The organism is Desulfovibrio piger (assembly GCF_900116045.1).
Lineage (GTDB): Bacteria > Desulfobacterota > Desulfovibrionia > Desulfovibrionales > Desulfovibrionaceae > Desulfovibrio > Desulfovibrio piger_A.
In genome coordinates this window covers 1,503,107-1,528,264 of sequence record NZ_LT630450.1, presented here as the reverse complement: position 1 = coordinate 1,528,264, position 25,158 = coordinate 1,503,107, and the positions used below count along the sequence as shown (strand labels likewise).

General features: G+C 67.1%; 23 protein-coding genes. 16 read left to right on the top strand and 7 right to left on the bottom strand.

The genetic code is table 11. The features are described from left to right. The first annotated feature begins 91 nt into the window (after window positions 1-91). From DESPIGER_RS13185 to cmk, 8 genes are all read left to right on the top strand, one after another. A complete protein-coding gene (locus DESPIGER_RS13185; protein ID WP_231927543.1) occupies window positions 92-1,900 on the top strand; it encodes a hypothetical protein in 1,809 nt (602 codons plus the stop codon). 136 nt (window positions 1,901-2,036) lie between these two features. Then, window positions 2,037-3,623 carry a hydroxylamine reductase gene (gene hcp / locus DESPIGER_RS07070; protein WP_072334877.1) on the top strand — a complete coding sequence of 529 codons (1,587 nt, stop codon included), beginning with the start codon at window positions 2,037-2,039 and terminating at the stop codon, window positions 3,621-3,623. A 134-nt stretch (window positions 3,624-3,757) separates the two neighbouring features. Continuing rightward, window positions 3,758-4,462 (top strand): Crp/Fnr family transcriptional regulator, encoded by a 705-nt coding sequence (locus DESPIGER_RS07065; protein WP_072334874.1) that lies wholly within the window; start codon window positions 3,758-3,760, stop codon window positions 4,460-4,462. Window positions 4,463-4,642: 180 nt separating this feature from the next. Further along, window positions 4,643-5,242, top strand: a complete 600-nt coding sequence (locus DESPIGER_RS07060) for a flavodoxin family protein (RefSeq protein WP_072334871.1) — start codon at window positions 4,643-4,645, stop codon at window positions 5,240-5,242. Between the two features lie 38 nt (window positions 5,243-5,280). Beyond that, entirely contained in the window at window positions 5,281-5,760 is a 480-nt protein-coding gene (locus tag DESPIGER_RS07055) for a pyridoxamine 5'-phosphate oxidase family protein (protein ID WP_072334869.1), read from the top strand. A 195-nt stretch (window positions 5,761-5,955) separates the two neighbouring features. Further along, window positions 5,956-6,399 carry a universal stress protein gene (locus DESPIGER_RS07050; protein ID WP_072334867.1) on the top strand — a complete coding sequence of 148 codons (444 nt, stop codon included), beginning with the start codon at window positions 5,956-5,958 and terminating at the stop codon, window positions 6,397-6,399. Window positions 6,400-6,488: 89 nt separating this feature from the next. Beyond that, window positions 6,489-7,628, top strand: coding sequence for a histidinol-phosphate transaminase (gene hisC / locus DESPIGER_RS07045; RefSeq protein ID WP_072334865.1), 1,140 nt, complete (start codon window positions 6,489-6,491; stop codon window positions 7,626-7,628). Then, complete coding sequence (cmk, locus tag DESPIGER_RS07040; protein ID WP_072334863.1) at window positions 7,625-8,317, top strand: (d)CMP kinase; 693 nt, start codon at window positions 7,625-7,627, stop codon at window positions 8,315-8,317. The genes hisC and cmk overlap by 4 nt, the downstream gene beginning before the upstream one ends. Window positions 8,318-8,673: 356 nt before the next feature. Here the strand turns inward: cmk and pstA are convergent, their stop codons facing one another. From pstA to DESPIGER_RS07025, 3 genes are all read right to left on the bottom strand, one after another. Continuing rightward, entirely contained in the window at window positions 8,674-9,549 is an 876-nt protein-coding gene (gene pstA, locus DESPIGER_RS07035; RefSeq protein WP_407934724.1) for a phosphate ABC transporter permease PstA, read from the bottom strand. A gap of 11 nt (window positions 9,550-9,560) precedes the next feature. Beyond that, the gene (pstC, locus tag DESPIGER_RS07030) at window positions 9,561-10,448 is read right to left on the bottom strand and encodes a phosphate ABC transporter permease subunit PstC (protein ID WP_072334861.1); all 888 of its coding nucleotides are present in this window, start codon (window positions 10,446-10,448) and stop codon (window positions 9,561-9,563) included. A gap of 185 nt (window positions 10,449-10,633) precedes the next feature. Further along, a complete protein-coding gene (locus DESPIGER_RS07025) occupies window positions 10,634-11,449 on the bottom strand; it encodes a PstS family phosphate ABC transporter substrate-binding protein (protein WP_072334859.1) in 816 nt (271 codons plus the stop codon). Window positions 11,450-11,669: 220 nt separating this feature from the next. Here DESPIGER_RS07025 and DESPIGER_RS07020 point away from each other — a divergent pair, with 220 nt between their 5' ends. The 5 genes from DESPIGER_RS07020 to DESPIGER_RS07000 all read left to right on the top strand — a co-directional run bounded on the left by DESPIGER_RS07020 (window position 11,670) and on the right by DESPIGER_RS07000 (window position 16,031). Continuing rightward, window positions 11,670-12,344, top strand: coding sequence for a response regulator (locus tag DESPIGER_RS07020; RefSeq protein WP_072334856.1), 675 nt, complete (start codon window positions 11,670-11,672; stop codon window positions 12,342-12,344). 10 nt (window positions 12,345-12,354) lie between these two features. After that, a complete protein-coding gene (locus DESPIGER_RS07015; protein ID WP_231927542.1) occupies window positions 12,355-14,148 on the top strand; it encodes an ATP-binding protein in 1,794 nt (597 codons plus the stop codon). A 2-nt stretch (window positions 14,149-14,150) separates the two neighbouring features. Next, window positions 14,151-14,906 carry a phosphate ABC transporter ATP-binding protein PstB gene (gene pstB / locus DESPIGER_RS07010; protein WP_072334849.1) on the top strand — a complete coding sequence of 252 codons (756 nt, stop codon included), beginning with the start codon at window positions 14,151-14,153 and terminating at the stop codon, window positions 14,904-14,906. Beyond that, complete coding sequence (locus DESPIGER_RS07005) at window positions 14,906-15,589, top strand: phosphate signaling complex PhoU family protein (RefSeq protein ID WP_072334847.1); 684 nt, start codon at window positions 14,906-14,908, stop codon at window positions 15,587-15,589. The genes pstB and DESPIGER_RS07005 overlap by 1 nt, the downstream gene beginning before the upstream one ends. 202 nt (window positions 15,590-15,791) lie before the next feature. Then, complete coding sequence (locus tag DESPIGER_RS07000; protein ID WP_162273854.1) at window positions 15,792-16,031, top strand: transposase; 240 nt, start codon at window positions 15,792-15,794, stop codon at window positions 16,029-16,031. A gap of 30 nt (window positions 16,032-16,061) precedes the next feature. Here DESPIGER_RS07000 and DESPIGER_RS06995 read toward each other — a convergent pair whose 3' ends face one another. The 4 genes from DESPIGER_RS06995 to DESPIGER_RS06980 form a co-directional block, all read right to left on the bottom strand. Further along, entirely contained in the window at window positions 16,062-17,348 is a 1,287-nt protein-coding gene (locus tag DESPIGER_RS06995; protein ID WP_072334841.1) for a serine dehydratase subunit alpha family protein, read from the bottom strand. A 294-nt stretch (window positions 17,349-17,642) separates the two neighbouring features. Then, a complete protein-coding gene (locus DESPIGER_RS06990; protein WP_072334838.1) occupies window positions 17,643-18,872 on the bottom strand; it encodes a dicarboxylate/amino acid:cation symporter in 1,230 nt (409 codons plus the stop codon). 268 nt (window positions 18,873-19,140) lie between these two features. Continuing rightward, on the bottom strand, window positions 19,141-19,668 hold the full coding sequence (locus DESPIGER_RS06985) for a hypothetical protein (protein WP_156831648.1): 528 nt from the start codon (window positions 19,666-19,668) through the stop codon (window positions 19,141-19,143). Between the two features lie 122 nt (window positions 19,669-19,790). Continuing rightward, window positions 19,791-20,969 (bottom strand): LarC family nickel insertion protein, encoded by a 1,179-nt coding sequence (locus DESPIGER_RS06980; protein ID WP_231927541.1) that lies wholly within the window; start codon window positions 20,967-20,969, stop codon window positions 19,791-19,793. A gap of 134 nt (window positions 20,970-21,103) precedes the next feature. Between DESPIGER_RS06980 and DESPIGER_RS06975 the strand changes: the two genes are divergently transcribed. From DESPIGER_RS06975 to DESPIGER_RS06965, 3 genes are all read left to right on the top strand, one after another. Next, entirely contained in the window at window positions 21,104-21,769 is a 666-nt protein-coding gene (locus DESPIGER_RS06975) for a CBS and ACT domain-containing protein (protein ID WP_072334829.1), read from the top strand. Window positions 21,770-21,993: 224 nt separating this feature from the next. After that, the gene (locus DESPIGER_RS06970) at window positions 21,994-22,311 is read left to right on the top strand and encodes a TusE/DsrC/DsvC family sulfur relay protein (protein WP_072334826.1); all 318 of its coding nucleotides are present in this window, start codon (window positions 21,994-21,996) and stop codon (window positions 22,309-22,311) included. Window positions 22,312-22,458: 147 nt separating this feature from the next. Further along, window positions 22,459-24,921 (top strand): penicillin-binding protein 1A, encoded by a 2,463-nt coding sequence (locus DESPIGER_RS06965; RefSeq protein ID WP_072334823.1) that lies wholly within the window; start codon window positions 22,459-22,461, stop codon window positions 24,919-24,921. The last annotated feature ends 237 nt before the right edge of the window (window positions 24,922-25,158 follow it).

Sequence of the window (25,158 nt, the reverse complement as noted above, 5' to 3'; positions counted from 1 at the left end):
ACTCCCGCGGCGGGTCCCCCATCCTTCCTTTGCGCAGGTAACTGACATGACGTTTCTCCCGACCTTGTTGAAAGCGGCCGCGGCCCTTTTCATGCTCGTCATCCTGATGCTGCTGCTCCAGCTGGACCTGACGGCCTTCCAGACCGTGGAAGTGCTGGCCCCCGGCCGGGGCTGGCTGGCCTTCGTGGCCCTGCTGGCCCTGGAGGCAGTCGCCGTGCTCTGGCTGGGCCTGTCCTGGTTCGCCCGCAAGCCCCGCCTGGTGCTGCGGGACGATCCCTCGGAGGCGGAACGCCGGGACTTTGCCCGGGAACTGGAACGCCGCCTGAAGAAGAACCCCCATGTCCGCGCCGCGGGCATCCGCGCCACGGATGGGAACTTTCTGGAAAAAGCCCTCGACGTGCTGGACGCCCGCGCCGGGGAAGAGATCCGCAGCAACGCCAAACGGGTGTTCCTGGGCACGGCCCTGTCCCGGAACGGCCGTCTGGACGCGCTCATCGTCTTCATCTCGCTGGCGCGCATGGTCTGGCGTGTTTCGGGCATCTACAACCAGCGTCCCTCCCCGGCGGAGCTGTGGAGCGTCTACAGCGCGGTCTCCTCGGCCACCTTCATCTCCTTTTCCATCGAGGCCCTGGACATCCCCCGGACCATCACCGAAAGCATGAACGAACTGCTGCCCGCGGTCACGCCCGCCCTGGCGGCCTCCAGCGTGCCGCTCATGGGGCCCATGATGCAGCAGTGCACGTCCGCCGTCATCGACGGGGCGGCCAACTGTCTGCTGGCCATCCGGGCCGGGGTGGTCACGCGCAGCGCCTTCCGTTTCGCGGCCCTGGGCAGGGAAGAGGCCCGGCAGCAGGCCTGTGTCCGGGAGGCGGGCACCATGCTGGCGGAGATCTCCCGGGAGACCGTGGGGGCCATCGTGGACGGCTTCCGCAGGCAGCTGGCGGACCTGCCGGCCTCCGTGGGGCAGAAGATCTCGGAGACCGTGGGCACCATGACCGGCAGCGCCCTGGAAAAGACCCGGGACGCCGCCCGGAGCGTGGCACGCGGCGGCAGTGCCGTGGCAGATGCCGTGAGCTCCGGCGCCGGTGCGGTCATCGGTGCCGGGCAGGCCGTGGCCGGAGCCGTCAGCAATGGGGCCGGCGTCATGGCGGATGCCGTGGGCAGCGGCGCCCATGCCGTCATCCATGCCGTGGGCGACTGTGCCGCCACCGCGGAACAGGCCGTCCTGCGCGGGGGCAGTGCCGTCATGGAGAGCGTCGGCAGCGGGGCCGGGGCCGTGGCGGGCATGGTGAGCAGCGGGACCAGCGCGGTCATCGGTGCGGTGAGCGATGGTGCCGCCGCTGCCGGTCAGGCCGCGGCACGGGGCGGCAATGCCGTGGCCGGTGCCGTGAGCTCGGGCGCCGGTGCGGTCATCGGTGCCGGTCAGGCCGTGGCCGGGGCCGTCAGTCATGGGGCCGGCGCCGTGGCGGATGCCCTGGGCAGCGGGACCAGCGCCGTCCTGGGGGCCGTGCGGGGCATACTGCCCGGCAACCGGAGGCGGGAGGCCACGGCGGACGAGCGCTTCGTCCTGCATCTGGCCCTGGTCTGGTCGCAGGGACGGCCGGGCTGGCAACGCCGCCGCCAGCTGGCCCGCCTGTGCGATGCGGAAGGCGTGGGCGCCGGGCTGCGCACGCTGGTGGACAGGCACCCCGATCTCGACCTGCTGGAACCGCAGCTGTCGTTCTGGCGGGGCAGGGTGGAGGAGGTGCTCGCCTGCAGCCGGGCCCTGGGACTGGAACGCGGCACGGCGGCCGTGGCCTGGCTGGCGGAACTGGATCACCGGCTGGGGCTGGGCGGCAGCCTGCAGGGCGGCCATGAGGCGCCCGCCACGGGCTGGAAGCGCCTGCGGAAGCGGCCGTAGGGGCCGGGCGCCCCGTGCCGTCCTGCGGAAGCTCCGGCAAATAACCGCTGTTTTGTGACGATGGTCACAGTGCGGGCCGGGAAAATATGCTGTAGTCGCGTCAACAGACCTCATCCTCTCAGACAAGGAGTCCCCCATGTTTTGCAATCAGTGTGAACAGACTTCCAAAGGCAAGGGCTGTACCCGCCTTGGTATCTGCGGCAAGAACGAGGCCGTGGCCATCCAGCAGGACAAGCTGGTGTGGCAGCTGCGCGAACTGGCGGCCGTGGCCCTGATGGCCCGTGAGGCCGGCATCGTGGATACCGCCACCGATGATTTTGCCTTCAAGGCCCTGTTCTCCACCCTGACCAATGTGAATTTCGATCCTGTGTCCCTGCGCGCCGTGCAGGAAGAATGCCTGGAGCGCACCACCGCCCTGGCCGCCCGCGTGCCCGGCGCGCCGGCGCCCACGCCGCTGGCTGCCCTGGACCTGCGCGACACGGCCACCGACCACCTGTCCGGCGACGAGGACGTGCGTTCCGCCATGCAGATCCTGCTCTACGGCCTCAAGGGCGTGGCCGCCTATGCCGACCATGCCGCCGAGCTGGGCCAGCGTGATCCCGATGTGGCCGCCTTCCTGTATCGCGGCCTGCGCGCCGGCACCGAACTGGACCCCGAGAGCCATGACCTCAACGGCTGGCTGGGCCTGGTGCTGGAATGCGGCAAGGTCAACCTGCGCGCCATGGAACTGCTGGAGGCGGGCAACACCGGCACGTTCGGCACGCCCGTGCCCACGCCCGTATCCCTGGGCCGGCGCAAGGGCAAGGCCATCCTCATCTCCGGGCACGACCTGCCCGACCTGCTGGCCCTGCTGGAGCAGACCCGTGACACGGGCATCAACGTCTATACCCACGGCGAGATGCTGCCCGCCCATGCCTATCCGCTGCTGCACGCCTTCCCGCATCTGGCCGGCCATTACGGCACGGCCTGGCAGAACCAGCAGAAGGAGCTGCCCGACTTCCCCGGTGCGGTGCTCTTCACCACCAACTGCATCCAGGACCCCAGGGGCTATGCCGACAAGGTCTTCACCTCCGGCAACGTGTCCTGGCCCGGCCTGACCCATTGCAAGGGCCGTGATTTCTCGGCCGTCATCCAGAAGGCCCTGGAGCTGCCCGGTTTCGCGGAAGACGTGCCCGGCAGGGAAGTGCTGACCGGCTTCGGCCGCGAGACCCTGCTGGGTGCCGCGCCCGCCGTGCTGGACGCCGTGGCCCAGGGCAAACTGCGCCACATCTTCCTGGTGGGCGGCTGCGACGGTGCCCGTCCCGGCCGCAACTACTACACCGAACTGGTGGAGAAGATCCCGGCCGACTGCCTGATCCTGACCCTGGCCTGCGGCAAGTTCCGCTTCTTCGACAAGGAGCTGGGCAGCCTGGGCGGCATCCCGCGCCTGCTGGACGTGGGCCAGTGCAACGACGCCTACGCTGCCGTGCGCGTGGCCCTGGCCCTGGCCGATGCCCTGAAGTGCGGCGTCAACGAGCTGCCGCTGTCGCTGGTGCTTTCGTGGTACGAACAGAAGGCCGTGAGCATCCTGCTGACCCTGCTGGCCCTGGGCGTGAAGAACATCCGCCTCGGCCCCACGCTGCCTGCCTTCGTGTCCCCCAACATCCTCAAGGTGCTGGTGGAGCAGTGGAACATCATGCCCGTGACCACGCCTGACGAGGACCTCAAGGCCATCCTGGGCTAAGACGCTCCGCAGGGGAAGGCCGTGACAGCGGCCTTCCCCTCGTTTTGTGGGGCCCGGCGGGGCCGCTTTCCCCGTCCGGCCTTCCTTTCCCGCCCCTGTGTCCGTGCAGGGGCCAACCTTCGTGGAGGTCGCGCATGGAACGGTGCAAAGGAAACCGTGATCCCCAGAGCCTGCGGGATGCCGTGGGCCAGAGCCCGCTGGGGCATCTTCTGGACGCGTCCCAGCTGGCCCTGCTGCTGGGCACGGGCCGTCTTGCCGTGATGCGGGCGGGCGATGTGCTCTTTCGTGAAGGCGACAGGGCGCGGCATGTGCCCTTTGTCCTGTCCGGTGAGGTGAAGCTGGTCAAGATGGGCCCGCAGGGAAAGGAATATGTGCTGCATCTGACCCGCGGCGGGGCCTTCCCCGATCCGGGGGCCCTGTTCTACGAGGCCCCCCTGCCGGCCACGGCCGTGGCCCTGGGGCCGGGGCGCCTGCTCTGGCTGGAGCGGGCCACCATGGACAGGCTGCTGGACGAGAATCCCCGGCTGGCCCGCTGGCTTTTGCAGGTGCTGGCTGCCCGGCAGCGCCTGTTCGTCAACAAGGTGGCCGGCTCGCAGGGGGTGATCTCGGTCTCCCGGCGGGTGGCCGGATGGCTGCTGCACCGCTCCCGCATGGAGGCGGGCCGCCGGCAGCTGGAACTGCCCGGTACCCGGGAGCTCATGGCCCGCCTGCTGGGCCTGAGCCGCGAGAGCCTGAGCCGGGAGCTCAACAAGCTGGCCCGGGAAGGAGCCATCCGCCTGGAGCGGCGGCGGGTGGAACTGCTGGACATGGCCGCGCTGGAACGCCGGGCCCAGGACTAGGGGCCTTCCCGGGCGCGGGGTCCCGCTCCGGCGTTGCCTTCCCTGTCCCCGGACGGCCCGGGACAGGGGCCCGGTCCCGGCCGTGCCTTTTTTGAATGACGCCTCCGCCGCGGCGTGTCCCCGGCCCGGGGCAGCGCGGCACAGGCCTGACCGAGGGCGGCAGCCCGCAGCATACCAGACATGACAGACATCCATCCGCATCCCGTGCCCCCGCATATCCTGTGCTCCAGCATCACCGGCAATACCCGCTCCCTGGCCGATGCCCTGGCCGGAGCCACCGGGGGCCCCGTGTTCCCCGCCGGGCATCCGCCCCTGCTCGATCATGCCGGGACGCTGCTCCTGGGCTTCTGGGTACGCCGGGGCCTGCCCGATGGCCGCAGCCTGCGCCTGTGGCAGGACATACGCGGCAGGCGGGTCTTTTTTTTCGGCACCCACGGCACGCGTCCCGGCTCGGAGCATTCCCGCCACTGTCTGGCGGCGGCCCGCCGCCTGCTCCAGGACAACGGCAACGAGGTCCTGGGCGGCTTTTTGTGCCAGGGGCGGGTCAATCCGCAGCTGGTGGCCCTGGCGGGCAAGCCGGGGCACCATCCCATGACGCCCGCCCGTGCGGCCCGTCTGGCCGAGGCCGCCCGCCATCCTGACGGGGCGGACCGCCAGGCGCTGGTGCGCTGCTGGGACTGCTGCCGCCAGGGGCTGCCCCTGCCCGGGGCCGATGCCGCCGGGGAGCTGGACGGCGGCCACTTTTTTGCCTGGTCCGCCGGGACGGGACGCTTGTCCTGAGCCCGCGGCCGTTACCCGCAAGGGGAGGAGAGAACATCATGCACCAGACCGTCAGCCGCGTGGAACTGAGCGCGGACCCGGCCCTGCCCGGCGAGATCCTCAACAGGGCGGAATCGCTTTTCGTGGCCTTCCAGACCGGGGATTTCCCCTATGTGCTGCCCTTCAACCATGTCTGGCTGGACGGGCGCATCTATATCCATTGCGCCTTTGCAGGCCGCAAGATCGACGTGCTGCGCCGGGATGCCCGGGTGGGCTTTTCCACGGCGGTGGACGTGCGCATCATCCGCGAAAGGTCCACCACCCACTTCCGCAGTCTTTGCGGTACCGGCCGGGTGAGCGAAGTGACCGATACGGAAGAGAAGCGCCGGGCCCTGGACGCCATCAGCCTGCGCTTCGACGCGCGCTGCCCGCGCCCCGCGCCCGATGCCGCCCTGGCCCGGGTGAACATCCTGCGCATCGATGTGGAGAGCCTGACCTGCCGCCACAAGGACGGATCGCGCCGCAAGGACAAGGAATAGGGGAAAGTTTGTGCTTTTTAGCACAAACTGGAGAAAAGGCCTTGTCTTGTGCGGGGAAAGTCCTTACATTGAAATCGTAAGGGAAAAAGGCTGCGCCGGCTCTGGAGCCGACGGGGAAAGGGCCATCCCCCTTTCCGATGGAACCGGATTTTCAACATTTTACTTCTGTCCGTCTGGGCGGTAATGGAGCGTACCATGAAGGAAATCAAGAAGATTCTTTGCGCGGTTGACCTTTCCGAACACAGCGCGGCCGTGGCAGAGTACGCCACCATGCTGGCCAAGGGCCTGGGGGCCAGCATCATCGTCGTCTACACGGCTCCCTCGTTGAGCCAGTATGTGGGCTTCCATGTGCCGCCCAACACCATCGAAAACTTCGTGGGCGAGATCGTCTCCGGTGCCGAAAAGTCCATGGACGCTTTCGTGGCCGAGAACTTCCCCGGCGTGGAAGCCAAGGGCCAGGTGCTCATCGGCTACGCCGCCGAAGAGATCCTGACCCGTGCCAATGACGAAGGCGCCGACCTCATCGTCATGGGCACCCACGGCCGCAAGGGCATCGACCGCATCCTCTTCGGTTCCGTGGCTGAAAAGGTCGTCAAGAACGCGTCCATGCCTGTGCTGACCGTTCGCCCCACCAACTAGGCCATGTCCCGCCGGATCGGGGACTGACCACGGTTTCTCGGGCCGCCGCACCTGCGGCGGCCCTTTTTTTCTTTGCATCTGGAGTCTGTATGTACACCTGCGCCGTCCGCCCGGAAATAGCCGCCCTGAGCGCCTATGTTCCCGGCATGTCCATTGCCGAAATTCAGGAGAAATACGGCCTTGCCAAGGTCGTCAAAATGGCCAGCAACGAGAACCCCCTGGGCGTCTCGCCCCTGGTGAAGGAAGCCCTGGGCCTGCACGCCGGGACCGCCTTCCGCTATCCCCAGGGCGGCAATCCCCGCCTGGTGGCGGCCCTGGCCCGCACGCACGGCGTCAGCCCCGACCAGGTGGTGGTGGGCAACGGCTCGGACGAGATCATCGACATGCTGATCCGCATGCTCCTGGTGCCGGGCAAGCATTCCGTGGTCTGCTTCGATCCCTGCTTCAGCATCTATCCCATCCAGGCGCAGGTCTGCGGCGTGGAAGTGCGCCGCCAGCCCCTCAACCCGGATTTCAGCTTCGACCTCGACGCCCTCTTCGCCCTGGTGGATGACGGCACCCGGCTGGTCTTCGTGACCACGCCGGACAACCCCTCCGGCTACTGCCCGCCGCTGGCCGACGTGCGCCGCCTGGCGCAGCGCCTTGGCGAGCGCTTTCCCCACTGTCTGCTGGTGGTGGACGAGGCCTACATGGACTTCGCGGGCGACAGCCCCGAGGACGAGGCCCGCTTTTCCCTGCTGGCCTCCGGTGACGTCCCGGACAACGTGGCCATCATGCGCACCTTCTCCAAAAGTTACGGCCTGGCCGGACTGCGCCTGGGCTACGGCATCCTGCCCGCGGAGCTGGCCCAGTATTACTGGCGGGCCCGCCTGCCGTTCTCGGTCAACATCCTGGCCGAGGAAGCCGGCATCGCCGTGCTCCAGGACAGCGCCTTCCGGGCCGCCACGCTGGCATGCGTGCGCGCCGGTCGCCGCCGCCTGACCGAAGGCCTGCGCGCCCTGGGCTGCACGGTGTGGCCCAGCGCCGCCAACTTCATCATGCTGCGCCTGCCCGAAGGCTGCGGCACGGCGGCGGCCTGCTTCGAGGCCCTGCTGCGGCGCGGCATCATCATCCGTCCGCTCAAGAGCTACAGCCTGCCCGAACATCTGCGCGTGAGCGTGGGCAGCGACGAAGAGAACAGGGCCTTCCTCGAGGCCATGCGGCAGTGGATGCAGGAGGTGCGGGCATGAGGACGACCCTGCCTGTGGTGACCCTGGACGGCCCCGCCGGTGTGGGCAAGACCACGCTGGCCCAGCAGCTGGCCGAGAGCCTGCACGTGGCTTATCTGGATACCGGTGCCATGTTCCGTTGCCTGGCCCTCAGGCTGGGCCCCGGCGCGGAGGCCCTGCCCGAAGAGGAACTGCGCGAAAAGTGCCGCCAGTGGACCTTCAGCCTGTCCGGCAAGGGAAGGGCCTCCACGGTATGCTGCAACGGCGTGCCCGTCCGCGGCGAGATCCGTACCGAGCAGGTGGGCATGCTGGCCGCCCGCATCGCCACGGTGCCCGTGGTGCGCGAGGTGCTGCGCGAGGCCCAGCGGGCCATGGGCGAAGCCACGCCGCTGGTGGTGGAAGGGCGCGACATGGGCACGGTGGTCTTTCCTGACGCCCGTTTCAAATTCTTTCTGGATGCCTCCCCCGAAGTGCGGGCCCTGCGTCGCCTGCGCGACCTGGCCGCCCGCGGGGTGGAAGCCGATCTGGTGACGCTCACCGAGCAGATCCGCCAGCGGGACTCCCTGGACCGCAACCGGGCCGTGGCGCCCCTGCGTCCCGCTGCCGATGCCGTCATCGTGGATACCTCGGAGCTGGACATCGCCGGTGTGCTGGGCGTGCTAGTGCACCGCATCAGCGTGCACGAAGGCAGCGTGACCCTGCTGCCGTAGGCGGAAGCGGCGGACGCCACAGGACATGATGACGGGCCGGAAGGGAGATCCCTTCCGGCCCGTTCGCGTTCCTGTTGCGGCCGGAGAGGCGCGGGAGGCGGAGCCGACGACCTCTTGCGGCAGGCAGTTCCCTGTCCGGGAGGTGAAAGAGAGTGCCGCGCGGCAGGGGCGGCCGCATACGTTTCCCGGGCTTTCCCCGCAGTCTTTGGGCACCCGGTGCGTCCGGGAGGCCGGGGAGGGCCCCGCGCGGCGTGGCGACGCTGGCAGACGCGCGCCGTGGCAGGGGGGACAGAGAAGGGGACCTCACCGCCGGAGCGGGAGGTCCCCCAAAAATCGGCCTGTGGCGCGGGGGCCGTCTAGGCGTGGTGGCGGCGCTGCAGGTGGTCGCGCAGGATGATGGCCAGCAGGTTCATGCCCAGCACCAGCAGGATGAGGACCAGGCCCGTGCCGTACTGGAGCGGGCGGGTCTTCTCGATATCCGTACCGGCGGTGGCCAGCACATACATGTGGTAGGGCAGGGCCATGACCGAGCTGAAGAGGGAATCCGGGTTCTTGGGCGTATAGAAGACCGCGGCGGTGAACATGATGGCCGCCGTTTCACCGGCAGCGCGGGCCACGCCCAGGATGGCGCCGGTGAGCATGCCCGGCATGGCGCAGGGCAGGACCACGCGGGCGATGGTCTGGGCCTTGCCCGCACCCAGGGCCAGGGAGGCCTGGCGGTAGGTATCGGGCACGGAGCGCAGGCTCTCCTCGGCGGTGCTGATGATCACGGGCAGGGTCAGCACGGCCAGGGTCAGCACACCGGACAGGATGCTGACGCCCATGCCGCAGAAGGTCACGAAGAACGAAAGCCCGAACAGGCCGAAGACCACCGAGGGCACCCCGGCCAGGTTGTTGACCCCCAGACGCACCATGCGGGCGAAGGGGGCGTTGCCCGCGTATTCGTGCAGGTAGACGGCCGTGGCCACGCCCAGGGGGAAGGCCAGCAGCAGGGAGCCCAGGGCCAGGATGGCCGTGCCCACGATGCAGGGCAGGATGCCGCCGGCGGTCATCATCTCGCGGGGCGGTGTGCTGAGGAATTCCCAGCTGAGGGCGGGCAGTCCCTGCACCAGCAGGAAGAGGCAGATGGCCACCAGCAGGATGACGTTGAAGGCGGCCACCAGCCGCAGGGTGCCGAGCATGGCGCCCTGGACGAAGAGGCGGCGGCGCGGATCGGGTGTCGCAAGAGGCATGGAAGGGCTCCTTAAAGGCTGGCCGAGCCCACCTGACGGTGTTTTTCGGCGATGCGGGAAGCGATCATGTTGAATGCCAGCGTCATCAGGAACAGGACGATGCCTGTGGCGAACAGGGCGTAGTAATGGTCGCTGCGGAAGGGGGCTTCAGCCATTTCGGCGGCGATGGAGGCGGGCATGGGCCGCACGGGGTCCAGCAGGGACTGGGGCAGCATGGCCGCGCCGCCGGCCGCCATGAGCACCACCATGGTCTCGCCCATGGCGCGGGACATGCCCAGCATGATGGCCGTGCCGATGCCGGACAGGGCCGCGGGCACCACCACGCGCACGATGGTCTCCCAGCGGGTGGCGCCCAGCGCCAGGGAGGCCTCGCGCAGGGAGCGGGGCACGGCGCGCAGGGCGTCCTCGGAGACGGAGCAGATGGTGGGCAGGCTCATGACGGCCAGCACCAGCGAGGCGTTGAGCAGGTTGAGGCCCGTGGCGGCGCCCAGCACGTCCTGGAGGAAGGGGGCCAGCACCACCATGCCCAGGAAGCCCAGCACCACCGAAGGCAGGGCCGCCAGCAGTTCCACGAAGGGCTTGATGACGCGGCGGGCGAAGGGCGGCGCTATCTCGGCCAGATACACGGCCGTCATGACGCCCAGGGGCACGGCCAGCAGCGAGGAGAGCACGGTGACGGCCACGGAACCCACCAGCAGCGGAAAGATGCCGAACAGGCCGGGATCTTCCGTGGGGTACCAGAGGTCGCCCAGCAAAAAGTCCAGCGGGCTCACATGCCGGAACAGGGGCAGGCCTTCGGTGAACAGGAAGATGACGATACCTGCCAGCGCCAGCAGGGACGAGGCCGCGATGGCGGTGAGGCAGATGCGGATGGCCCGCTCGCGGGAAGAGCTGAACATGGTTTTCTCCGAAGGTTTCCTTGCGGGACGCGCCCGCCGGAGGAAGCGGGAAAAAAGCGGAAAAAGGGGAAAGGGGAGGCAGGCCGGCATGATCGGCCAGGCCGGCACGGCCCTTTCCCCTTGCGGGGGACCGGGCAGGGGGCCCCGGAAGGAGAGGGGGGGCCGCCCGCCCGGCGCTGCGGGGCTTAATGCTGCAGGGGGACGTAGCCCACGGCCAGGACGTCCTTCTGGCCCTTGTCGGCGGCCAGCAGGTAGTCCACCAGCTTCTTCACGCCGCCCTTGGGCTCGCCGTCGGTGAAGATGTAGAGTTCGCGGGCGATGGGCCATTCGCCGTCCAGGGCGGTCTTGGCGTTGGCGGTCACCTTGCCCACGGTCAGGCCCTTGACGCTCTTGTCAAGATAGCCCAGGCCGATGTAGCCAAGGGCGTTCTTGTTCTTGGCCACGGCCTGCACCACGGTGCCGTTGGAGGCCTGCATCAGGGCGGCGGGGGTCACGCGTTCCTTCTTCATGACCAGCTCCTGCCAGGATTCAAAGGTACCGGAAGAGGTATCGCGGGAGATGACCACGATGGGGGCATCCTGGCCGCCCAGTTCCTTCCAGTTGCGCACCTTGCCGGCGTAGATGGCGGACAGCTGTTCCAGGCTCAGGTCCTTGACGGGGTTCTCGGGGTTGACCACGGGCACGATGGCGTCCACGGCCACGGGGATGCGCACGGGCTTCACGCCCTTCTTTTCAGCGGCGGCGCGTTCCTTGTCCTTGATGTCGCGGGAGCTCATGGCCACGTCGCACTGCTTTTCGCCCAGGGCCTTGATGCCGTTGCCGGAACCGCCGCCGGAGATCACCAGCTTGATGTCGGGGTTGGCGGCCATGAAGGATTCGGCGGCCTTCTGCATGACGGGCAGCACGGTGGTGGAGCCGTTGACGACGATATCCTGGGCGTGGGCGGCCACGCTCAGACCCAGGGCGGCACAGGTAAGGACCAGAGTTTTGGCGAGATTCATGATAGTGCTCCTTCAAAAGGAAAAAAGTCGTTGCTTCGGCTCGATCCCGAAGCACCTTCCTTTTCCTCAGGCATTGTTACAGGAATGTGACGCCACGGCGAAGATGCGGAGACACTTTCAGCCCCACGGTTTTTGCCGCCCCGTCACACAATTGTAACCTTCCGGGCGCATTGCTGGCGCATGGGAAAGGCACTACTTCTCCAAGGCAAAGGATGACTCCATGCAGCGTATACTTGTTATTGAAGACGAAAATGATATCCGCCAGCTGCTGCGCTTCAACCTTGAGCGCGAAGGCTTTGCGGTACTGGAAGCGGCCGACGGGCTGGGAGGGCTGCACATGGCGACCTCCGAGCTGCCCGATCTGGTGGTGCTGGACCTCATGCTGCCCGGCATGGACGGCTGCGATGTCTGCCGCAGGCTCAAGGCCCAGCCGGTCACGGCGGCCATCCCCGTGCTCATGCTCACGGCCCGCGGCGAGGAAGTGGACCGCATCGTGGGCCTGACCCTGGGGGCCGATGATTATGTGGTCAAACCTTTCAGCGTCCGGGAGCTGGTGTTGCGCATCCGGGCCATCCTGCGCCGCGGCAGCCGTCCCGGCATGGGGTCGGCCCTGTGCCGCGGGGCCCTGCTGCTGGACGTGGAGGCCCACCGCGTGACCCTGGACGGGCAGGAAGTGGCCCTGACGGCCACGGAGTTCCGTCTGCTGGAAGACCTCATGCGGCATGCGGGCGCCGTGCGTACCCGCGAACAGCTGCTCAATGCGGTCTGGGGATATTCGTTCGAAGGCTACGCCCGTACGGTGGACACGCATGTGCGCCGTCTGCGGGCCAAACTGGGTGAAGAAGCCGCCGCGCTGGAGACCGTGCGCGGCGTCGGTTACCGCTTGAGAGGCTGAGATGACGGGGATGTTCCGTTCTTTTAGGGCCCGGATCTTCTGGGCCATCCTGCTGGTGGCCGCGGTGGCCGCAGGGCTCTCCCTGTGGCTGACGCGTGAATGGCTGGAAGAGCGCCAGCTCGACGAGGCGCGCACCGGCCTGCTGCGCGAGGCGCGCGTGGCGGGCGAGCTGATGCTGCGCGGCGAAAACGATCTGGCGGCCCTGACCCGTGTGCTCGACCTGCCCGACCTGCGCCTTTCCCTGCTGGATGCCGACGGCAGGGTGCTGGCGGAGACCGGCGGCGTTTCGCCCGAAGGCATGGACAACCACGGCGACCGGCCCGAAGTGGTGCAGGCCCGCAGCGGGGGGGAAGGCTATTCCCTGCGTGCCAGCGGCACCCTGCACAGGAATTTTGCCTATGCGGCCCGCCGCCTGCCTGACGGGCGCGTTTTGCGCCTGGCCCTGCCGCTGGACAGCGTGAACCTGCTCATCCAGAAGCGCCTGCACGTCTTCGCGCCCATGATCCTGCTGGCCGTGGTGCTGGCCGTGGTGCTGGCCGCCTTCATCTCCGGCGCCATGCGGCGTTCCCTGGGACAGATGGTGGACGTGGTCTCGGCCATTTCCCGCGGCCGCCTGCAACGCCGCCTGCGCCGTCTGCCGGGCACGGAATTCGCCCCCCTGGCCGAGGCCGTGAACCGCATGGCCGACAGCATCGGCGAACAGGTGCGCATCGCCTCGGACAAGACCGCCCAGCTGGAAAGCGTGCTCAACACCATGAGCGACGGCGTGCTCGTCCTGGGCCCGCAGGGCCGCATCCGCCGCTGCAACGGCGCCTTTGCCCGTCTCTTCCCCCAGGTGACCGACATGGCGGGCAGCCCGGTCATCGAGGTGATCCCCTCGCCCGAACTGCAGGATGCCGTGGATGCCCTGCTGCGTTCGGCCCAGGTGGCGCGTACCGCCTCCGGCAGCGGTGACGAGGATCTGGACGTGCCCCGTTCCCTGCGCCAGGTGCAGCTGCATCTGGGCGGCCGGGCCTTTTCGGTGCTCATTTCCCTGCCCGTGCTGGCCGATGCCCGCCTGGGCGCGGTGCTGGTCTTCCGCGACATCAGCGATTTGATGCAGCTGGAACGCATCCGCAGCGATTTCGTGGCCAATGTCTCCCATGAGCTGCGCACGCCGCTGACCGCCATCCAGGGCTATGCCGAGACCCTGCTCAGCATGGATTCCCCGGAACAGGCGCAGCACTTCGCGGCCATCATCTACCGGCACAGCTGTTCCCTGGCCCGCATGCTGGAAGACCTGCTGGTGCTGGCCCGTCTGGAAGGCCAGGGTGGCGCCCTGGAGCTTTGTCCCACGGAATGCGCCGCCACCCTGGAGGAGGCGGGCAGCCTGTGCCAGAGCCGCCTGCAGGAACGCAGTCTGCGTCTGGAAGGGCATCTGGAAGAGCTGCCCCTCGTGCTGGCCGACGACCGCCTGCTGACGCTGGTGTTCCGCAACCTGCTGGAGAACGCCTGCCGCTATGCCGAGGAGGGCACGGCCATCCGCGTCACGGGCCGGGTGGAAGGTGACGACGTGGTCATCCGCGTGGTGGACGACGGCGCCACCATCCCCGCGGACGACCTGCCGCGCATCTTCGAGCGCTTCTATCAGGTGGAACGCCATCGCGGGCAGAACTCCACGGGCCTGGGACTGGCCATTTGCAAACATGTGATCGAACGGCACGGCGGCCGCATCTGGGCTGAAAGCCCGGCCGAGGACGGCAGCACGGCCATCATCTTTACCCTGAGGCGCGCGGACGCCCCCCGGACGCCCGCGCAGGAGTAGTTATGGCAACAGCACTTTCGGCGCAGAAGATCAACGTCTACTACGGCGCTTCCCACGCCCTGCAGGACGTCAGCCTGGATTTCGAGACCGGCGGCGTCACGGCCCTCATCGGCCCTTCCGGCTGCGGCAAGTCCACGTTCCTGCGTTGTCTCAACCGCATGAACGACCTGATCCCCGGCTGCCGGGTGGAAGGCCGCATCATGCTGGACGGCGAGGACGTCAACCAGCCCCGCACCAATGTGGTGCGTCTGCGGCAGAAGGTGGGCATGGTCTTCCAGAAGCCCAACCCCTTCCCCAAGAGCATCTTCGAGAACGTGGCCTACGGCCTGCGCGTCAACGGCGTCAGGGACGAGAACCTCATCACCGAGAAGGTGGAGCTGGCCCTGCGCCGCGCCGCCCTCTGGAACGAAGTGGAAGACCGCCTTTCCTCCTCGGCCCTGGGCCTTTCCGGCGGCCAGCAGCAGCGTTTGTGCATCGCCCGCGCCCTGGCCGTGGAACCGCAGGTGCTGCTCATGGACGAGCCCGCCAGCGCCCTGGACCCCATCGCCACCCGCAAGGTGGAAGAGAGCATCGTGGAGCTCAAGGAAGGCCTGACCATCATCATCGTGACCCACAGCATGCAGCAGGCGGCCCGCATCTCCGACAGGACGGCCTTCTTCTACATGGGCCGTCTGGTGGAAAGCGACAGCACGGACGTCATCTTCACCCGTCCGTCCCAGAAAGAGACGGAAGACTACATCACAGGCAGGTTCGGTTAATGGTTCTTCAGGATTACACGCCCCAGCACATGCTGGCCACGCTGCGCACGCGCCTGCTGGTCATGTATGCGCAAGTGGACATCGCTTTGGAAGAGGCTGCGCGCTCCTATGAAAAGGGCGAGGCCGTGCGCGCCATCGCCGTCTGTGACGGTGATACGGCCATCGACGCCCTGGAAAACGAGATCGACGAGCTCTGCCTGCGCCTCATGGCCCGCATCAAGCCCGTGGCCGGTGATCTGCGCTTCGTGGTGGCCGCCCTGCGCATGGTGGTGGATCTGGAGCGCATCGGCGACGAGGCCGTGACCGTGGCCGAGCAGACCGTGCTCATGGAGGATGTGCCCGGGCGGCGCATCCTGACGGACGAGGTCTGCGGCATGATGCAGCGGGCCCGCGAGGCCTTCATGCGCGCCATGGACTGCTTCCGCGAAGGCAACGGGCAGGAGGCCCTGGCCCTGCGCAACTGCGAGGACGAGGCCCTGCAGAACGAGATGCGCATCGTGCAGCGCCTGCTGGAGCTGCTGCGGCAGGAAGAAGACAAACGCCCCGATCCCCAGCTGGTCATGCATACCCTGCTGGTAGTGCGTGCCCTGACCCGCATCTGGCGACGCTCCGTCAATCTGGCCGAGCAGGTCTACTTCATGCAGCACGGCCAGAGCCTCAAGCACAGTGCCGACAAGAAGTAACACATCATCTTCCCTTGTTTTCCGGTAAAAGCGGGTGCAGGCCACTGCCCCGCTTTTTTTGCATGAAAGAAAACCTCCCGCTAGGCGGGAGGTTCAAAAAAGCTTAAAGCTTTGCATATGTTATAAAAACTCCTTTTGATCTGCTGCCATCACGTCGCGGTCTGGCAACTGCGACAATGAAGCAAATCAAAAGGAGGTCACCGTGGGTGACACCAGAAGTTTAGCCCATACAAAAGGGAACTGCAAATATCATATCGTAGTTGCGCCTGGCATCGCCGCCAGGTTTTTTATGGAGAGAAAAAGCGAGCCGCAGGCGAAATTTTCGCGTAAACTGTGTGAATGGAAAGGGGGCAACATCATCAAGGCCGAGTGCTGCCCTGACCTTGTCCGCATGCTGCCCGAAATTCCCCCCAAAACGAGTGTCTCTGGAGTTATGGGATAGTTGAAGGGGGAAAGCCGCTCCCCTTCCTGCCTAGGACTTCCTGAGCATGATGTCCAGGATGACCTTGTCGGCCTCCTTCATGCCCGTGGAGCCCAGGCGGCCCAGGTTGGCGATGCAGACTTCGATATCGTCGTCGGTGATGCCTTCGTTGCCGGGCACCACGGAGCCGTCCAGGGCCAGCATGACGGCCTGGATGCCCGCGCCCACGGCGGTGGCCACCTTGAGGGCGCAGCTGCTCTTGGCACCGTCGCAGATCATGCCGGCCACATTGCCCACCATGTTGCGGATGGTGCGCTCCATGACCGCCAGATCGCCGCCCAGCAGCAGGGCGATGCCGCAGCCGGCGGCCGTGGCGGCCACCATGGCACCGCAATGGGCGGAAAGGCGGCCCAGGTGATGCTTGATGTGGATGGAGGTGAGGTGGCTCATCATCAGGGCGCGGGCCAGTTCCTCGTCGCTGCTTTCCTGCCGGATGGCGCAGGCCACCACGGGCATGGTGCAGGTGATGCCCTGATTGCCGCTGCCCGAATTGCTCATGACGGGCATCATGACCCCGGCCATGCGGGCGTCGGCCGCGGCGGCGGTCAGACGGATGGCAAAGGTGGGCAGGTCATCGGAAAGGATGTGCCTGCGTACCCGGGCATCCATGGATTTGCCCACGCCCAGGCCGTACTGGCTGGAAAGGCCTTCCTCGGCCACCTGGCGGTTCATGCGCGCGGCCTCAAGGATGAAGCTGATCTCTTCCAGCGGCGCGGTGGTGGCGAATTCGTAGACCCGGGCCAGGGTCAGGGGCCAGTCGGCGGGCGCGGCCTCGCCGGCTTCCGCGGGCCTGCGGTCTTCCACCAGGGCCCCGTCCTGCCAGACGCGGGTGATGTTGTCATGGCTGTCGCGCAGCTCGGCGGCGGCGCTGTGCCCGGCGGTATGGGCCGTCACCAGGCAGTACAGCAGCAGGTCGTTGTCCGGCAGGTGCAGCTCCACGGCCCCGGCGGCCACCATGGCCCGGGCGGCGTCGGCCTGCGCGGGGTCGAGGGAGGCCAGGCATTCCAGGCCAAGGGCGCTCTTCCCGCCCAGGGCACCGGCCGCGGCGGCGATGGCCAGGCCCATCTCGCCCGTGCCGGGGACCATGACGCCCATGCCGTTCTTGAGCAGATTGGCGCTGACGGCCACGTCCAGGCGTTCCGGCGTCCGGCCCAGCGCCTCGGCGGCACGGGCCGCGGTCAGCGCCACGGCGATGGGTTCGGTGCAGCCCAGGGCGGGCACCACTTCCTGATGCAGCAGGGCCAGGATGGCCTGCCTGTCGGCAAGAGACAGACTCATGCATTCTCCGGGCCTGAGGCCCACGATGTAGAAGGTTGGCGCAAGGGGCGGGAGACAGGCTCCCGGGGACAGCGGGCAGCGGCCTTCCCGGGACAGCACGGCGCGGCCAGCGGGGCGGCGTTTTCGGCGGATGTCCGTTCAGGAATCCCGGCAAGACGGGGGACGCACGGGCAGCGCGAAGGGGGAAGGACTGCCGCAGAGGACACGACAGGACGGGAAGGGCCCGGAGACAGGGGCCGGAGCGTGCCTGCCGCCGGGCCCCTCCCCGTCAAACGATGGGAACCGAAAAAACGGCTAGACCTTTTCCGCCGGGGCCACGTCCTGCAAGGGCCCCAGTTCGCCATTGCGGTTGAACAGGCCTTCCAGCATCAGGGTCAGGGCGCCGTCGCCGGTCACGTTGCAGGCCGTACCGAAGCTGTCCTGCAGGGCGAAGATGGCGATGAGCAGGGCCACCCCGTTGGGGTCGAAGCCCAGCACGCCGGTCACGATGCCCAGCGACGCCACCACGGTACCGCCGGGCACACCGGGGGCGCCCACGGCGAAGATGCCCAGCAGCACGCAGAAGAGCAGCATGGTGCCCACGGACGGCAGGGAGCCGTAGAGCATCAGGCTGATGGTCATGACGAAGAAGGTCTCGGTCAGCACGGAGCCGCACAGGTGCACGGTGGCCCCCAGGGGCACCATGAATTCCACCATGGTACGGCTGAGGACGGGGGACTTGCGGGCGCATTCCAGGGCCACGGGCAGGGTGGCGGCGCTGGACATGGTGCCCACGGCGGTCAGGTAGGCAGGCGCGTAGTGGCGGAAGACCTGCGAGGGATTGCGGCCGGACAGGGCGCCGCCGATGCCGTAGAGCACGGCCAGCCAGATGAAGTGGCCCACGATGACGATGAGCACCATCATGATGAACACGGGCAGATGCCGGCTGAGGGAGCCCTCATAGGCCAGGCCCAGGAAGGACAGGCCCACGAAGAAGGGCAGGATGGGGATCATGATGCGGTTGACCAGGGCGGTCATGATGCGTTCCATCTCGCAGAAGATCTTGCCCAGGGTCTCGGACCTGGTCCAGACGATGGCCACGCCCATGGTCAGGGCCAGCACCAGGGCGCTCATGACGCTGAACAGCGGCGGGATGTCCAGGCGGAAGACCATCTCGGGCAGGGAGCGCAGGGTCTCGGTGCTGGTGGCGATGGAGAGGTTGGGGATGATGCAGTAGCCGGAGATCATGGAGAACAGGGCCGCGCCCAGCGAGGAGATGTAGGCCAGGCCCACGGCCACCAGCAGGATCTTGCTGGCGTTTTGCCCCAGGCGCACGATGGCGGGCGTGATGAAGCCCACGATGACCAGGGGCACCAGGAAGAAGATGATCTGGCCGAAGATGTGGCGCAGGGAGACCACCACATCCATGACGTGCCTCAGGGAACCTTCGGCGTTCTCGCCGATGTACAGACCAAGCAGGGCACCGATGATGATACCGCCCAACAATTTGAGAATAAGGGAAAAATCGCCGACCTTAGCAGCCATCCTGCACCTCCGGGGGTTAAGATACGCAAACCGTGGACACCTTGGCTACCGTAGCGCAGGCCAGAGGCTTTTGCAATTTGATTTGCTTCATTGTTGCGGTTGCCGGACCGCGACGTGATGGCAGCAGGTCAAAAGGAGTTTTTCTCCTATATAAAAATTTTAAGTTTTTTTGAATATTCCGCCTAGCGGGAGGTTTTCTTCCATACAAAAAGGAGGCCTGCAAAGCAGGCCTCCTGCGGATGTCCTCGATCAAAGGGGGAACGGCGTCCTAGCGGGGACGGGGACCATCAGGCCGGTGATCGGGCCGCGGGCCGTTGGGACGCGGGCCGGGGCGGGGGCCATCGGGGCGCGGGCCGCGGCCGTCATGGATGCCGGGGCGGGGACCGGGACGGTCGCCGGGGCGATGATAGCCCGGACGGGGGCCATCGGGGCGCGGACCGCGACCGTCATGGATGCCGGGACGCGGGCCCGGGCGGTCACCGGGACGGTGATACCCCGGGCGGGGACCGGGGCGGTCACCGGGACGATGGTAGCCCGGACGGGGGCCGGGAGGCGGTCCCTTCTTGTAATGCTTCTTGGGACGGGGCTTGTCCTTGTGCCAGCCTTCATGACGGCCGTTGTCGTTGCGGGCCACCAGGGTACCGGGCATGATGCCCGCATGGTCGGCATGATCCGAGACCACGGGCATCCCGCCGGCCACATGCTGCGCGGCCTGCCCATCATCCGCGAGAGCGAACGTGGCCGTACAGGCCAGGACCAGGGCCGGCAACAACAGACGAAAGTTCTTTGCTCTCATGGCATAACTCCTTGCGAGTCGGGGACTGCCCGTTGCGGGCAGCTCTGCCCCACGTTTCCCGCATAGCACTCCTGAAGGAGTGGAGCAAGGCTAAATATTTTTACAGGTATTGGAAAAAGCTTTCATTTTCTCCCAAAGCGCAGGGCCGGGGCCCCCAGTCCCAGCGCCGCAGCCTGACGGGCCACGGCGTCGGCCTCCGGCCGGACATACCAGCGGCCTTCCACTTCGTATTCCTTGGCGGGCAGGCCGGTTCCGCCGCATGTGCAGGTCGTGGCCCTGCGGGGCAGCACCAGGCGCTGCAGCAGCTGGCGCCGCAGGCCCAGGGTGTGCGTGTGGCGCAGGACGGCCCGGGCGACGTCTTCCGTATCGGCGGGGCGGCAGAGCACCCGCAGCAGGCCCGCGGGCCGGTTCTTCTTGCCCGTGCCCGGCAGCCAGAGCACGTCCAGCACGCCGTCGGCGGCGGCCAGCATTTCCAGGGCCGTGCCCAGTTCCTCGCCGGTCAGATGGTCGAGATGGCATTCCAGCTGCATCACGTCCTCGTCGCCTCCCCGGCCGTGATCGGCCTGCCGGGGCTCCCGGCCCTCCACGAGCCAGGCCCGCAGGCCGGTGGGGGCCGGACGTGCGCCGTAGCCCGTGCCCAGGGCCAGCAGACGGCCTGCCGGACCGTCCACGAACTCGTCCACCAGCACACGGGCCAGGGCCGCGCCGGTGGGGGTCACCAGTTCCGTCTTGGCATCGGTGGGATGCACGGGCAGGCCGCGCATGAGGTTGGCCGTGGCGGGCGCCGGCAGGGGGATCTCGCCGTGGGCGCAGGTGATGCTGCCCCCGAACCAGGGCAGCGCACAGGCCGTCACCCGCTCCACGCCCAGCCGGTCCAGGGCCCAGCAGGCCCCCAGGATGTCCACCAGGGTGTCCACGGCGCCCACCTCATGGAAGTGGACCTTTTCGGGGGCGATGCCGTGGGCCTCGGCCTCGGCCAGGGTCAGGGCCTCCAGCACGGCCAGGGCCCTGCGGCGCACCCTGTCCGGCACGGGCACGGCGGCGAAGATGGCGGCGATGTCCGCCGGGTGCCGCAGGGGCTGGCCCTCCGCCTCCCAGCCGACCTCCACCCGGCAGCCGGGCCCGCCGCCCCGTTCTTCCCGCCAGACCTCCAGGCGGCAGGCCACGCCCGCCTGTGCCAGCAGGTCCGGCAGGGGGGAAAGGTCCACACCAAGATGGGCAAGGGAGGCCAGGGTCATGTCCCCGCTCATGCCGTGACTGCAATCAAGAAAAAGATGCTGCATCTGAAATGGCTCCGTCATGAAAATCCGCGCTGCCCCGTCTGCCTACAGGCTTGTTTGTGGGCGCGGCTTGGTATAAGGTGAAAGGACAGGACAGAAAAGGGAACGTTCCCGCCCGCGGCATGCCGCAGGGTCTCTGTTCAACAGGAGGATCCATGCTCGTAGAAAACTGGATGGCCACCAACGTCATTGCCGTCAAGCCCGACACGTCCCTGCTGAAGTGCCGCAACCTGCTCAAGGAGCACCAAATCCGCCGCCTGCCCGTGGTCGACGACCAGAACCGGGTGGTGGGCATCATCTCCGACAGAGACGTCAAGGGCGCGTCGCCCTCCAAGGCCACGGCGCTGGAAGTGCATGAAATGCAGTACCTTCTGGCAGAGCTCAAGGCCAAGGACATTATGACCGCCAAGCCCGTCACTATCAAGCCCTGGGACAGCGTGGAACAGGCGGCCATCCTCATGATGGACAAAAGGTTCGGCGGCCTGCCTGTAGTCGCCGAAGACAACAAGCTGGTGGGCATCATCACCGACCAGGACATCTTCAAGCTGCTGATCAACATCACCGGCGCCCGCGTGCCCGGCATGCAGTTTGCCTTCGAGCTGCCCGACACCCCCGGCAGCATGCGCGTCATTTTCGATACCCTGCGCAAGCACAGCGCCCGCATCATCTCCGTGCTGTCCTATTATCTGGACGGCGACAAGCGTCAGGTCTATGTCCGCATCCGCAGCGTGGACGACAAGGCCGTCGAAGACGCCCTCGTCAAGGATCTGGAAGCCACCGGCACGCTGCTGCTGGCCGCGCCCTATGATGTGGCCGGTTAGTGCCCCCTGCAACATCAGAATATAGAGAGCAAATCTTCGTATCTGCGTAGGTTTTGGCGGTTTTTTCGGGACTTGCCAAGATTGTTTTTTTGTGGCAAAAGAAGTGTGCATTTGCGATTGCAGAGCTTTCGCAATCAATGGGGAATGAGCCGAATACAAATATGCTTCGGCTGTCTGGCCGGGCCGCAAGGCCCGAATAGAGCAAACGTCCAAGGAGGACACGCATGGCTGAAATTAGCTTTCAGGGCAAAACCTTCGAAGTTGATGAAGACGGCTTCCTGCTCCGTTTCGACGACTGGTGCCCGGAATGGATGGAATTCGTGAAGGAATCCGAAGGTATCGCTGAAATCACTCCTGACCACCAGAAGATCCTGGACTTCCTGCAGGACTACTACAAGAAGAACGGTATCGCTCCCATGGTCCGTATTCTTTCCAAGAACACCGGCTACAAGCTGAAAGAAGTGTACGAACTGTTCCCCTCCGGCCCCGGCAAAGGCGCCTGCAAAATGGCTGGCCTGCCCAAGCCCACCGGCTGCGTGTAGTTCCCAGCATTGCTTGAAAGGCGGGGCCTCGTCCCGCCTTTTTCCTTTCAGGCGTCCCCTCCCGCAGGCGGACGCCTTTTTCTTTCCCGGTCCGCGGCGCTCCGCCCTCCCTTTACGCGCAGTCAAAAAAACGGTATCCGCCTTGCCATGAACGTAAAAAAAGTCTTCCTCTGGTCCTTCGGTCTGCTGTTCACGCTGGGCATCCTCGGCTGCGCCGCCGTGGCCGGCCTGTTCTACTGGGCCTCGCGCGACCTGCCCGACCTGGAACGCCTTACCGGTTACGAAGCCCCGCAGGCCACGGTCATCCTAGCCCGTGACGGTTCCATCATCGGCACCCTCGCCACGGAAAAACGCTACAGCATCACCCTCAAGGAGATGTCCCCCTGGCTGCCCATGTCCTTCCTGGCCGCGGAAGACGATTCCTTCTACCAGCATCACGGCGTCGATCCCGTGGCCATCGCGCGCGCCTTCATCTACAACCTGCGCAACAAGGCCGCCGGCGGCGGCCAGCAGGGCGGCAGCACCATCACCCAGCAGATCATCAAGCAGCTCCTGCTGAGTTCGGAACGCAGCTACACCCGCAAGATGAAGGAGGCCATCCTGGCCTACCGGCTGGAACACACCGTCAGCAAGGACGACATCCTCCAGACCTACCTCAACTATATCTATCTGGGGCAGCATTCCTACGGCGTGGAGGCCGCGGCCCGGACCTATTTCGGCAAGCACGCTTCCGACATCACCCTGGCCGAGAGCGCCGTCATCGCCGGCCTGCCCCAGGCCCCCAGCCGCTACAACCCCTTCCGGCATCCCGATGCCGCCAAGGCCCGCCAGATGTACGTCCTCGGCCGCCTGCGCACCCTCAAGTGGATCACCGAGGAGCAGTACCAGCAGGCCATCAACGAGCCGCTGGTCTACTGGAGCATGCCCGAGAACCGCGGCGGGGCCTCCAAATGGTATTTCGAGGAAGCCCGCCGCCTGCTGGTGGAATTCTTCACCGAGGAGAACCTGCGCACCCTGGGCATCGATACCCTGAAGAGCGGCGAGGAATACGTCTATACCGCGGGCCTCACCGTGCGTACCGCCATGGACCCCGTGCAGCAGGACGCCGCGGGCGCGGCCCTGCGCCGCGGTCTGGAAGAGCTGGACAAGCGCCAGGGCTGGCGCGGCCCGGTCAAGAAGCTCTCCCCTGCGGAGGTGACCGAATTTACTGAAAAAAGCACCTTTGCCCCTGCCGACCTCATGGGCAAGGCCTGGGTGCAGGCCGTGGTCACGGCCGTGGACGCCAAGGGCGCCCGTGTCCTGCTGGGCAAGGGCTATACCGGCTACATCCCCGTGGCCAACATGTCCTGGGCCCGTACCCCCAACCGCAAGATCTCCGGCTGGGGCGCTCCCGCCGTGCGCGACGCCCGCAAGGTGCTGCACGTCAACGACCTGATCATGGTCTCGGCCGCGCCCGTGACCGTCCAGGCCGAGGGCGGCAAAAAGGGCAAGCCCGCCACCAGGACCGTGGATTTCGATGCCGCCACGGCCTCGCCGCAAAAGCCCATCACCCTGCTCCTCCAGCAGGAGCCGCTGGTGCAGGGGGCCCTGGCTTCCGTGGAGACCCAGAGCGGCGATGTGGTGGCCCTCATCGGCGGCTACCAGTTCGGCGACAGCCACTTCAACCGTGCCACCCAGGCCCGGCGCCAGCCCGGTTCCAGCTTCAAGCCCGTGGTCTACTCCACGGCCCTGGACTTCGGCTTCACGCCCACGTCCTCGGTGCTGGACGGCCCCTTCGTCTATGTGAACCCCTACACCAACGAAGTCTGGCGGCCCGGCAACTACGAAAAGAACTTCCGCGGCATCATGCCGCTCTATGAGGCCCTGACCCTTTCCCGCAACACCTGCACCGTGCGCCTGGCCCACAAGGTTGGCATCAGCAACGTCATCCAGCGTGCCAAGATGCTGGGCCTCGAGCCCCACTTCCCGCAGGAACTGTCCATCAGCCTCGGCGCCGTGGCCGTCTCGCCCCTCAACCTGACGCAGGCCTACGCCGCCTTCGCCAACCAGGGCCTGGGCGTGCGCCCGCGCATCATCACCTCCATCACCGACAACAACGGCCGCGAGCTCTACCGGCAGGACATCCAGCACTGGCAGGCCCTCACCCCGCAGAACGCCTACCAGATGGCCACCCTGCTCAAGAACGTGGTCAACTCCGGCACCGGCAGCCGCGCCCGTGTGGAAGGGCACGTCATCGCCGGCAAGACCGGCACCAGCAACGACGAGAACGACGCCTGGTTCGTGGGCTTCTCGCCCTCTCTGGTCACGGGCGTCTATGTGGGCTTCGACCAGCTCCAGTCCCTGGGCAAGCAGGAGCAGGGCGGCCGTACCGCGGCCCCCATCTTCCGCTATTACCGCAGCCAGATCGAGGACCTGTACAAGGACCAGCCCCAGGACTTCATCATGCCGCCCGGCATCACCATGCAGGACGGCCTGGCCTTCCAGGGCGTGCCCGGTCCCGGCCTCTCGGCCATCGACAATGCCAGCGAGGACCCGGCCACGGGCAGCAGTGCCCCGGCGGCCCCCGATACCTCCGGCGGCGGCGAGGACCTCATGCGGCAGATGTTCTAGCGCCGCGCCGCCGCGATGCTTGCGGGGGGCCTTCCCCGGATGCGCTTTGTCCGGGAAGGTCGCTCCCCCGGCAGGGGAGCAGCTCCCCCACGCGGCACACGCACCCACCGCGGGGCCTCCGTCCGCCGGAAGGAGGCCCCGCCTGACGTACACGCACGAAGCCCCCGCAGCCAGGCTGCGGTCCGCGCCGCCGCACGTCACGGATCCGCCCTGCCCGCCTTTTCCCGGACGGGCAGG